11 protein-coding genes and 1 pseudogene are annotated in these 9,690 nt (G+C 69.7%); 9 read left to right on the top strand and 3 right to left on the bottom strand.

Annotation, left to right across the window (positions count from 1 at the left end):
* A partial coding sequence (locus B9S61_RS34275; protein ID WP_146064863.1) for a transposase occupies positions 1-185 on the bottom strand: 185 nt, incomplete at its 3' end.
* Positions 186-524: 339 nt separating this feature from the next.
* Here B9S61_RS34275 and B9S61_RS34270 point away from each other — a divergent pair.
* From B9S61_RS34270 to B9S61_RS34250, 5 genes and pseudogenes are all read left to right on the top strand, one after another.
* Positions 525-1,313, top strand: coding sequence for an aldose epimerase (locus B9S61_RS34270; protein ID WP_103545668.1), 789 nt, complete (start codon positions 525-527; stop codon positions 1,311-1,313).
* 10 nt (positions 1,314-1,323) lie between these two features.
* A complete protein-coding gene (gene pyrE, locus B9S61_RS34265) occupies positions 1,324-1,872 on the top strand; it encodes an orotate phosphoribosyltransferase (RefSeq protein WP_103545667.1) in 549 nt (182 codons plus the stop codon).
* Positions 1,873-2,029: 157 nt separating this feature from the next.
* Positions 2,030-3,061 (top strand): class II fructose-bisphosphate aldolase, encoded by a 1,032-nt coding sequence (fbaA, locus tag B9S61_RS34260; RefSeq protein WP_103545666.1) that lies wholly within the window; start codon positions 2,030-2,032, stop codon positions 3,059-3,061.
* 62 nt (positions 3,062-3,123) lie between these two features.
* Positions 3,124-4,593: an MFS transporter gene (locus tag B9S61_RS34255; protein WP_103545665.1), complete on the top strand. Its 1,470-nt coding sequence runs from the start codon at positions 3,124-3,126 to the stop codon at positions 4,591-4,593.
* A gap of 17 nt (positions 4,594-4,610) precedes the next feature.
* Positions 4,611-4,886 (top strand): annotated as a pseudogene (locus B9S61_RS34250) (DUF3151 domain-containing protein); the annotation flags it as partial.
* Positions 4,887-4,973: 87 nt separating this feature from the next.
* Here the strand turns inward: B9S61_RS34250 and B9S61_RS34245 are convergent.
* The gene (locus tag B9S61_RS34245; protein ID WP_103545664.1) at positions 4,974-5,393 is read right to left on the bottom strand and encodes a DUF3151 domain-containing protein; all 420 of its coding nucleotides are present in this window, start codon (positions 5,391-5,393) and stop codon (positions 4,974-4,976) included.
* A 122-nt stretch (positions 5,394-5,515) separates the two neighbouring features.
* On the opposite strand from B9S61_RS34245, the gene B9S61_RS34240 reads away from it, so the two are divergent.
* Complete coding sequence (locus B9S61_RS34240; protein WP_103545663.1) at positions 5,516-6,964, top strand: recombinase family protein; 1,449 nt, start codon at positions 5,516-5,518, stop codon at positions 6,962-6,964.
* Between the two features lie 417 nt (positions 6,965-7,381).
* Here the strand turns inward: B9S61_RS34240 and B9S61_RS34235 are convergent, their stop codons facing one another.
* A complete protein-coding gene (locus tag B9S61_RS34235) occupies positions 7,382-7,936 on the bottom strand; it encodes a helix-turn-helix domain-containing protein (protein ID WP_103545662.1) in 555 nt (184 codons plus the stop codon).
* Positions 7,937-8,202: 266 nt separating this feature from the next.
* On the opposite strand from B9S61_RS34235, the gene B9S61_RS34230 reads away from it, so the two are divergent.
* Genes B9S61_RS34230 through B9S61_RS42920 form a run of 3 tightly spaced genes read left to right on the top strand, consistent with a single transcriptional unit; the run spans position 8,203 to position 9,659 of the window.
* Positions 8,203-8,400 carry a DnaB-like helicase N-terminal domain-containing protein gene (locus B9S61_RS34230; RefSeq protein WP_103545661.1) on the top strand — a complete coding sequence of 66 codons (198 nt, stop codon included), beginning with the start codon at positions 8,203-8,205 and terminating at the stop codon, positions 8,398-8,400.
* Positions 8,401-8,430: 30 nt separating this feature from the next.
* On the top strand, positions 8,431-8,730 hold the full coding sequence (locus B9S61_RS34225; RefSeq protein ID WP_103543739.1) for a transposase: 300 nt from the start codon (positions 8,431-8,433) through the stop codon (positions 8,728-8,730).
* Positions 8,718-9,659, top strand: coding sequence for an IS3 family transposase (locus B9S61_RS42920; RefSeq protein ID WP_258039777.1), 942 nt, complete (start codon positions 8,718-8,720; stop codon positions 9,657-9,659). Before B9S61_RS34225 ends, B9S61_RS42920 begins: the two co-directional genes overlap by 13 nt.
* Positions 9,660-9,690 lie beyond the last annotated feature (31 nt).

Raw genomic sequence — 9,690 nt, 5'->3', positions numbered from 1 at the left:
ACGATCACCAGGACGGTGCCGAACTTCGCGGTCAGCTTGTCGAAGACGGCCCGCAGCTTCGGCTCGCTGTTGGGCAGTTGCTTGTCGAAGACCTTCTTCCCGGCCGGGGTGAGTCCGTGGCCGTGGTGAGCACTCTTGCCGACGTCCAGGCCCAGGAACACGCCCACGTCTTCGGTCTCGAACATCGCGCCCCTCCCAGGGTGTTGACGGTGCCGGCCTCGGCAGTGGTGTCGTACGCGCGCATCCACGTTATGCAGACCTGCCGCCCGCGAGCTGTCCGGCATTGCGCCGGACCGGACGGTGGCCGGACCTCTCATCAGCGTCTCCGACGGCACCTCCCGGGCCCGGTGACACCACCCCCCAGGTCATGCCTTCGACAGGGGGCAACAGTCATGCCGGGCCCGGAGGCCAGCGGCCCTCTTGCAGGACCGCGGAAAACATAACGGGGAACCGCGGACCACGCCCGCCGCCGGGCAGCCGCGGTGCCGGGCATGCCCTCCTGATCGTCCCAGTAGGGTCGTCATGTGAGTAACGAACACATCACGCTGACCGCGGGAGACGCGGAAGTGGACGTGCTGCCGGGGAACGGCGGGCGGGTCGGTGGGCTGCGGGTCGGGGGCGTGGAGCTGCTGCGGCAGGGAGAGCGGTTCGGGTGCTTCCCGATGGTGCCCTGGTGCGGACGGATCCGTGACGGTCGGTTCCGCGACGGCGCGACCGTATGGCAGATGCCCCTCAACGCCCCGCCGCACGCCATCCACGGCACCGCGCGCGACGCCGCCTGGCGCACCGCCCGCACGAGCACCGACGAGGCCGTCCTCACGTACGACCTCGTGGAGCCGTGGCCGTACGCGGGCCGGGTCACGCAGCAGATCGCGCTCGGCGAGGGGTCCCTGACCCTGACGGTGGGCGTGGAGACGTACGAGTCGTCCTTCCCGGCGCAGATCGGCTGGCACCCGTGGTTCAACCGCAGCCTCGGCGGCGAGGACGTGGAGATCGGCTTCGAGCCCGCCTGGCAGGAGGAGCGCGGGGAGGACCATCTGCCGACGGGGCGGCGGACCGAGCCGGGGCCGGGGCCCTGGGACGACTGCTTCGGGATGCCCGGCGGCGTCGGCGTCACCCTCACCTGGCCGGGGCAGCTGGAACTGAAGGTGACCAGTCGCGAGGAGTGGGTCGTCGTCTACGACGAGCAGCGCGAGGCCGTCTGCGTGGAGCCGCAGACCGGGCCGCCCGACGGGCTGAACACCCACCCGCGCCTGGTCACACCCCTGGAACCGCTGGAGGCCTCGACGACCTGGACCTGGACCCGCCTCTAAGCTGAGCCGCATGACGGACACACGCGGCGCGCTGCTGCAGCAGATCAAGGACAAGGCCGTGGTGCACGGCAAGGTGACGCTCTCCTCCGGCCTGGAGGCCGACTACTACGTCGACCTGCGCCGCATCACGCTCGACGGCGAGGCCGCCCCGCTGGTCGGGCAGGTGCTGCTGGACCTGACCGCGGAGCTGGAGTTCGACGCGGTGGGCGGGCTGACCATGGGCGCCGACCCGGTCGCGGCCGCCATGCTGCACGCCGCCGCCGCGCGGGGCCGGAAACTGGACGCGTTCGTCGTGCGCAAGGCCGCCAAGGCGCACGGACTGCAGCGGCGCGTCGAGGGCCCGGACATCAAGGGGCGCCGGGTGCTCGTCGTCGAGGACACCTCCACCACCGGCGGCTCCCCGCTGACCGCCGTCGAGGCCGTGCGCGAGGCCGGCGCGGAGGTCGTGGGCGTCGCCACCATCGTCGACCGGGCGACCGGTGCCGCCGAGAAGATCCGGGAGGGCGCCGGGGTCCCGTACCTCTTCGCCTACGCCAAGGACGAGCTCGGCCTCGACTGACGGACCGGGCCGGCTCCGCCGACCAGTGGGCGGACGGCGGGATGGACCTTCCGGCCGAGTCTGGAAGGATGGGCGCGACAATGACGTCGCTTCCAGGGTTCCAGGTCAGGGCCGACAGTACGCAGTACGCCACACCGCACGCTTAAGGAGCGGACAGATGCCCATCGCAACTCCCGAGGTCTACAACGAGATGCTGGACCGGGCGAAGGCGGAGAAGTTCGCCTACCCGGCCATCAACGTCACGTCGTCGCAGACCCTGCACGCGGCACTGCGCGGCTTCGCCGAGGCGGAGAGCGACGGCATCGTCCAGATCTCCACGGGCGGCGCCGAGTTCCTGGGCGGCCAGCACAAGAAGGAGATGGTGACCGGCGCGGTCGCGCTCGCCGAGTTCGCGCACATCGTCGCCGAGAAGTACGACGTCAACATCGCCCTGCACACCGACCACTGCCCCAAGGACAAGCTCGACGGGTACGTACGCCCGCTGCTCGCGGTGTCCGAGGAGCGCGTCAAGGCCGGCCGCAACCCGCTGTTCCAGTCCCACATGTGGGACGGCTCCGCGGAGACCCTCGCGGACAACCTGTCCGTCGCCCAGGAACTCCTCGAGCGCGCCCGCGCCGCGAAGATCATCCTCGAGGTCGAGATCACCCCGACCGGCGGTGAGGAGGACGGCGTCACGCACGAGATCAACGACTCCCTCTACACCACGGTCGACGACGCGATCCGCACCGCCGAGGCCCTGGGTCTCGGTGACAAGGGCCGCTACCTGCTCGCCGCGTCCTTCGGCAACGTGCACGGCGTGTACAAGCCGGGCAACGTCGTCCTCCGTCCCGAGCTGCTGAAGGAGCTCAACGAGGGCGTCGCCGCCAAGTACGGCAAGCCGGCCGGCGCCCAGCCGTTCGACTTCGTCTTCCACGGCGGCTCCGGCTCCACCCCGGAGGAGATCCTCACCGCGCTGGAGAACGGCGTCGTGAAGATGAACATCGACACCGACACCCAGTACGCGTTCACCCGCCCGGTCGCCGACCACATGTTCCGCAACTACGACGGCGTCCTGAAGGTCGACGGCGAGGTCGGCAACAAGAAGACCTACGACCCGCGCACCTGGGGCAAGCCGGCCGAGGCGTCCATGTCGGCCCGCGTCCTGGAGGCCTGCCGGAACCTGCGCTCCACGGGCACCCGCATCAAGTGACACCTCCCGGAGCGTGAGCCCGGCACCGCACGCGGTGCCGGGCTCTTCCGTATGCTCGCCGCATGCCCGACGTCCGGCTGTCGTCCCCGCAGGGCAAGTGGATCGTGCTCACCACGGTGCTCGGCTCCAGCATGGCCCTGCTCGACTCGACCGTGGTCAACATCGCCCTCCCGCGCATCGGCCGGGACCTCGACGCCGACCTCGCCGCGCTGCAGTGGACCGTCAACGCGTACATGGTCACGCTGGCCGGGCTGATCCTGCTCGGCGGGGCGCTGGGCGACCGGTACGGGCGGCGCAAGGTGTTCGTCGTCGGCGTGCTGTGGTTCGCCGCGGCCTCGCTGCTGTGCGGCCTCGCCCCGAACGCCGGTCTGCTCGTCGTGGCCCGCGCCCTCCAGGGCGTCGGCGGCGCGCTGCTCACCCCCGGCTCGCTCGCCCTCATCCAGGCGTCCTTCCACCCGGACGACCGGGGCCGCGCGGTCGGGCTGTGGTCCGGGTTCGGCGGGATCGGCGCGGCGGTCGGCCCGTTCGTCGGCGGCTGGCTGGTGGACGGGCCCGGCTGGCGCTGGGTGTTCCTGCTCAACGTGCCGCTCGCCGTGCTGTGCGCCCCCATCGCCGTCCGCCATGTGCCGGAGTCGTCCGGCGGGAAGGCGGAGGGCCGCTTCGACGTCCTCGGCGCGGCGCTCGGCGCGATCGCCCTCGCGCTGGTGACGTACGCGCTGATCGAGGCCGAGGAGGGGTCCCCGCTGGTCGCCGTCCCGGCCGTCGCCGGCCTGGCCGCCGCGGTCGCCTTCGTCCTCGTCGAGAAACGCCGCCCGCACCCGATGATGCCGCCGGCCATCTTCGCCTCCCGCCAGTTCACCGCGGTCAACGTCGTCACCCTGTGCGTGTACGCGGCCTTCGGCGGCTTCTTCTTCCTCGCCGCGCTCCAGCTCCAGGTCGTCGTCGGCTGGTCCGCCCTCGCCGCCGGTACGGCGCTGCTGCCCACGACCGCGCTGATGCTGCTGCTCTCCGCCCGCTCGGGCGAGCTGGCCGACCGGATCGGCCCGCGCATCCCCCTCACCGTCGGACCGCTGCTGTGCGCGGCCGGGATGCTGCTGATGCTGCGGGTCGGGCCGGGTGCCTCGTACCCGTCCGAGGTGCTGCCCGCACTGCTGGTGCTCGGCCTCGGCATGGTCACCCTGGTCGCCCCGCTGACCGCGACCGTCCTCGCCTCCGTGGACACCGCGCGGGCGGGCCTGGCCAGCGGCATCAACAACGCCGCCGCCCGCGCGGCCGGCCTGGTCGCGGTGGCGGCGCTGCCGCTGCTCGCCGGGATGGGGCCGGAGGCGTACCGGCTCCCCGACGCCTTCGACGACGCGTTCCGGCGGGCGATGGTGCTGTGCGCGGGCGTCCTCGTGGCGGGCTCCGCCCTCGCCTTCGCGACCGTACGCCGCCCCACCCCGGACTGCCGCCGCCCGGAGTGCCGCACGCACGGCAGCGTCGCGGTGCCGCCGCTGGAGGCGGGGGAGCGGCGCGCCGGAGAGGCACCCTGATGTACGAGACTGGACCCATGTCGATTCACGAGAACCTCCTCGGGGGCCCGCCCCCGACCCACCTTCCCGACGACCCCGGCCCGCGCGAGCTGCTCGCCTCGGGCACCTCGGCCGCCGATGTCGCCGCCCAGCACCCCACTTCCTCGCTGGCCTGGGCGCGGCTGGCCGACGAGGCGTTCGAGCGGAGCAGCGTCGTCGAGTCGTACGCGTACGCCCGTACGGGCTACCACCGCGGGCTCGACGCGCTGCGCCGCAGCGGCTGGAAGGGCCACGGACCCGTGCCGTGGGAGAACGGCGCTACATGTGATCGTGTCGTTTTTGCATTCCGTGCCGCCGCCGCTGTCTGAGTGACGGCGGCACAGACGTTTCCACTGCGGTGACTACCGCTTCAGTTCGGTGTACGCCTCGGCGCTGCTGTCCTTGAGGAACTGCCAGCAACGCTCCGTCTCGTCCTTCTCGTCGATCTCGCCGGCGGCACGGGCGAGGGCGGCGAGACAGCGCAGGAACCCGCGATTGGCCCGGTGGTCCCAAGGGATGGGGCCGTGCCCCTTCCATCCGGCACGGCGCAGTGAGTCCAGGCCGCGGTGATAGCCGGTGCGCGCGTAGGCGTACGACTCGATCACTCGCCCCGCCTCGAAGGCGTCGTCGGCGAGCATGGCCCAGGCGAGCGAGAACGTGGGGTACTTCGCCGCCACCTCGGCCGGTGACCGGGACTCCTCGCCCAGCAGGCGGTACGCCTCTTCGTTCTCCGGGAGGTACGTCGGATCCGGACCGCCGAGCAGGTTCTTGTGCGTCGTCATGCCGCCAGTCTGCCACTTGTGGCCAGGCGTTCGGGACGTCTGCACGAGGAATCGGCCGTGGTCCGAGGGTAAATGAGAACGGCGGTTGATGTATCTGATCGCGATGTGCGACGATCCGGCGCATGGCAGCACGACGGGGGTCCTCCGGGGCCATACAGGTGGGCATCTACACCCGGATCAGCAAAGACGACGAGGCCGAAGGGCTGGGCGTCGCGCGGCAGGAGGAGGACTGCCGACTGCACTGTGCCGCCAGGGGCTGGGAGGTGGCCAGGGTCTATGAGGACAACGACCTCTCGGCGTACAAGCGCAAGACCGTGCGCCCGGAGTTCCGCCAGATGCTGGAGGACCTCAAGGCGGGGCGGATCGACGGAGTCGTCGCCTGGGACATCGACCGCTTCACACGCCAGCCACGCGAACTGGAGGCGTGGATCGACGAGTACGAGGATGTCGAGCGCCGCAAGCGCCACCTCGTCTTCGACTCCGTCTCGGCGTCGGATATCGACCTGTCCACGGAGAACGGCCGGTTCATCGCGCGGATCAAGGTGACCATCGCCAACAAGTCCTCGGCGGACACGTCGAAGCGGACGAAGCGCAAGCACCTGGAACTCGCGACGCAGGGCAAACTCCCGGGTGGCCGGGCGCCGTACGGCTGGAACCGCGAGGATCGCAGGACGCTGGTACCGGACGAGGCGGAGAACCTCCGCAAGGCCGTGAGGGACTTCCTGGGCGGCGTTCGATGGGCGTCCATCGCGCGAGAGTGGCGTGACAAGGGGGTCAGGTCGCACAGCGGTGGCGTCTTCGACGACTCCAAGGTCAAGCGGATGCTCGTGAACCCGCGGATCTGCGGTTACCGGATGCACCAGGGGGAGTTGTTCCTGGACGAGTACGGTGCCCCTGTCGTCGGCGACTGGGAGCCGATCGTCACCCCCGACGAGTGGTACCTGCTCATGGAGAAGGTACGGAAGGAGTCGGAGGGGCGCAGCGCACGGGACTACGCCACCAAGTATCTGCTCTCCGGTATCGCTCGGTGCGGTCGATGCGGCGCCAAGATGCGGGCCTTCCCGTCCTACCGGAAGTCGAAGACGTCATCCCAGTTCCGGTACGCGTGCCCGGGCAAGAACGACGGGGGATGCGGGGGAGTGGCGAGGGCCGGCGAACCGGTCGACCGCCTCATCAGGAACGCCGTGTTCCTCAGCTCGGACAAGGCGCTGGCGCACGTGCGCCAGCGCGCGCCTGAGTGGACGAAGGAGGAGCAACTCGCCTCCCTGGAACGGGACATGGCCGAGTTCAAGCAGGCTTGGCAGGAGAAGCGTATGTCGGCCGCTCGCTACATCGCGCTCACCGAGGACCTGGAGAAGCAGATCGCGGAACTGCATCGGGAGCGAGCCCTGCATCGGGCAGAGGCCGCGACCTTCTCGGCGGGGCCCATCGACATACGGGGGCGGTGGGAGAACCTGGCGATCGAGCAGCAGCGCGCCGCGGTCCTCAAGGTCTTCCGCGCGGTCATCATCAAGCCCGCGTCCAACGGGCCGATCTTCGATCCGGCGGACATCGAGCCGGTGCTTAGGTGACAGATGGAAGCCGGGTCCCCCTTGCCTGCTGGGGACCCGGCTTCGTTGGTTCACGACCGGTCTATGCCGAAGATGCGGAGCAGATCGTCGATCCACTCCTCATCGCGGTCGGGGAGTTGCGCCTCTACGCGGCGCAACCACTCGTCCTCAGTCAAAGGAGCCGCACCTTCCGCACCGCGCCACCGTGACCGCCGGGTGGGCGGGAACACGGCGGCGGGATACGGGGAGGGAGGGCGGCATTCGGGCGCGGGATCGATGCGGAGGCAGAGGGTATTGCGGGTTGGCGCAAGGGGTGGGTCCTCTTCTGGCGGGCATGGGTGCGGCAACACCGGTCCGCCGGTCGATCGCTGGGGATGGGGTGAGGTGCCCGTGCTGGGGGTTTGCGGGCCCAGGACGGGAGCGGATGGAGGCCGGAGGCTATGCCTCGTCGGAGGTGCCGGCCTCGTTGCGGTGCTCGTCGGGTGACGGTCTGTACGTCTCCAGCAGGTGCCTGGTGGACGCCTCGGCCATGGCGTTGGAGACCATCACGTCCGCTTCCTCGCGGATGTCAGGGTGCTTGGCGAGGTAGGCGTCCAGGGCGTCACGCGCCTGGGTGTAGGCGGCGTTGGCTCGCTGAGTCTCGCGGAATGCGTCCACGACGGCGTCGATGAGTTCCATGGCGCGGGCCTGGGCGGCGAGCTGCGGGGGGCCGACGAGGTTGCGCAGGTCGATGCCGAGGACCTCGGCGAAGCCAATGGCCTCGTCGAGGTTGATGCGGCGCTTGCCGTTCTCGATGCGCCAGACCGCCGACGGGTTCATGTCGAAGCCGGCCTCGTTCAGGCGGTCGGACAGGGCGTTGGTGCTCCAGCCGCGCGCCTCGCGCTCAAGTTTGATGCGCACGGCGACGTTGGCCTCGCCGCTGAGCAGCACGCCCTGCGGGTCGTCTTCGTCGGTCACGGCCACCTCCTTCCGTTCGTAGCAATGCACTGCCATGTGCAGCGACCTCTAAAGAGTAGCATGGGTTCTGCGACATGCAGGATGCTTCTGCAATCGGCAATTCGTATGGCATGGTGATAGCCCCGCCCCCATGAACCCGAAGGAGCCCCCGCGGCCCACCCGACGTAGCACCGCATGCAAAAAGCCCCCGGCTGTCACCGGGGGCCAAGCGCAAACCTCTCAACCGCCATCCCTAGCGATCGACCCGCGTGGCCGGGATTGCCGTCCCGTATGGCCCGCGAGCAGAGGAGCTGTTGCCCAGTATGACCGACGCCCGACCGAATACGCCATCCCACTTCGAGTACGGCCACGCGTCGAATCACGATGGGCAGGCTGAGCCTCCCTTCAATGTGGAGGCCGAGTGCGCGGTGCTCGGCGCCTGTATGCACAAGGCCGAGGTCATCGACGCTGTCCGTCCGATCCTGGGGGACGACGCCTTTGACCTTCCCCTCGTAGCGTAGAGGCCGTGACTGCAGGGGAAGTTGGGAGTCATGGCGGAGAAGAGGCGGAAGTTCGACGCGGAGTTCCGTGAGGGGGCTGTGCGTATCGTGACCGAGACAGGCAAGCCGCTCGCGCAGGTCGCGAGGGAGCTGGGGATCAACGAGACCACGTTGGCCAGCTGGGTCTCTCGCGCCCGGCGGAACGGTGCGGCTGCTGGCGGGCGGAGCGAGAGCGTCCAGGAGGAACTGGAGCGACTGCGCAGGCGCAACACCGAGCTGACCAAAGAGAACAAGGAACTGGCCATGGAGCGTGATGTCCTCAAACGCTGCATGGTCCTGTGGGTGAAGTAGCTGTGGCGGACCCGGCGGCTCTCGTCGGGGTGATCAGCGACCAGAGGACCGGGCACGGCATCCCGCACACTGTCTCCTGCCGCGCGCTCGGCGTATCCGAGGCGTGGTTCCACAAGTGGCGACGTCGCCCGGCCGAGCCGACGAAACGCGAGGTCAGACGGGCGATGCTGGAGGAGAGGATCACGTACTTCTTCCGCCGCTCGGGCGAGACCTACGGGTCACCGAGGATCACGCTGGACCTGTGGGCCGCGGGCTGGCAGGTCTCGGTGAACACGGTCGCCGAGATCATGGCCGAGCTCGGGCTCCAGGGCCGTAAACCGCCCCGCAGGCGCCGCTCGCTGACCCGGCAGGGCAAGCGCAAAGCGGCCCCTGACCTGGTGCACCGCCACTTCGACGCGGTCTCCCCAAACGTCCTATGGGTGGGCGATATGACCGAAATCGAGACCGGGGAGGGAAAGTTGTACCTGGCCACGGTCATCGACCTGTTCTCGCGCCGACTGCTCGGCTATGCGATGGGTGCGCATCACGACGCTGCCCTGGTCGCCGCGTCGCTGAAGATGGCCGCCACCACGCGCGGCGGCGATGTGGACGGCGTGATCTTCCACTCCGACCGCGGCAGCGAATACACCAGTCAGGCGTACAACGAGCTGTGTGACCGGCTGGGCGTGGTGCAGTCCATGGGGCGGGTCGGGTCGGCGCTGGACAACGCCGCCGCGGAGTCGTTCAACTCGCTGATCAAGGTCGAGTACATCCACCGGCACCAGTTCGCCACCCGGACCGAGGCCCGGCTGAAGATCGCCACCTGGATCACCGGCTTCTACAACATGCGCCGCAGACACTCCGCGGCCGGCGGGCTACCGCCGGTGGAGTTCGAACAGATCATCAGCGAAGCACGCGCCAGCCACCATCAGGAGGACCTGGCCGCATAAGGAAGGTCTCTACGCTTCCAGGGGATTGACA

This window comes from Streptomyces sp. SM1 (genome assembly GCF_002910825.1).
In the GTDB taxonomy this organism is placed as follows: Bacteria; Actinomycetota; Actinomycetes; order Streptomycetales; family Streptomycetaceae; genus Streptomyces; species Streptomyces okerensis.
Note: the sequence above shows the minus strand (reverse complement) of the source record. Positions and strands in the feature narration are given on the sequence as shown.

What these genes read in the sequence shown, in the direction of transcription:
- pyrE (WP_103545667.1), top strand. Translation starts at nt 1,324, where the DNA reads ATGACGGACACACGCGGCGCGCTGCTGCAGCAGATCAAGGACAAGGCC.
- fbaA (WP_103545666.1), top strand. Translation starts at nt 2,030, where the DNA reads ATGCCCATCGCAACTCCCGAGGTCTACAACGAGATGCTGGACCGGGCG.
- B9S61_RS34255 (WP_103545665.1), top strand. Translation starts at nt 3,124, where the DNA reads ATGCCCGACGTCCGGCTGTCGTCCCCGCAGGGCAAGTGGATCGTGCTC.
- B9S61_RS34245 (WP_103545664.1), bottom strand. Translation starts at nt 5,393, where the DNA reads ATGACGACGCACAAGAACCTGCTCGGCGGTCCGGATCCGACGTACCTC.
- B9S61_RS34240 (WP_103545663.1), top strand. Translation starts at nt 5,516, where the DNA reads ATGGCAGCACGACGGGGGTCCTCCGGGGCCATACAGGTGGGCATCTAC.
- B9S61_RS34235 (WP_103545662.1), bottom strand. Translation starts at nt 7,936, where the DNA reads ATGGCAGTGCATTGCTACGAACGGAAGGAGGTGGCCGTGACCGACGAA.
- B9S61_RS34230 (WP_103545661.1), top strand. Translation starts at nt 8,203, where the DNA reads ATGACCGACGCCCGACCGAATACGCCATCCCACTTCGAGTACGGCCAC.
- B9S61_RS34225 (WP_103543739.1), top strand. Translation starts at nt 8,431, where the DNA reads ATGGCGGAGAAGAGGCGGAAGTTCGACGCGGAGTTCCGTGAGGGGGCT.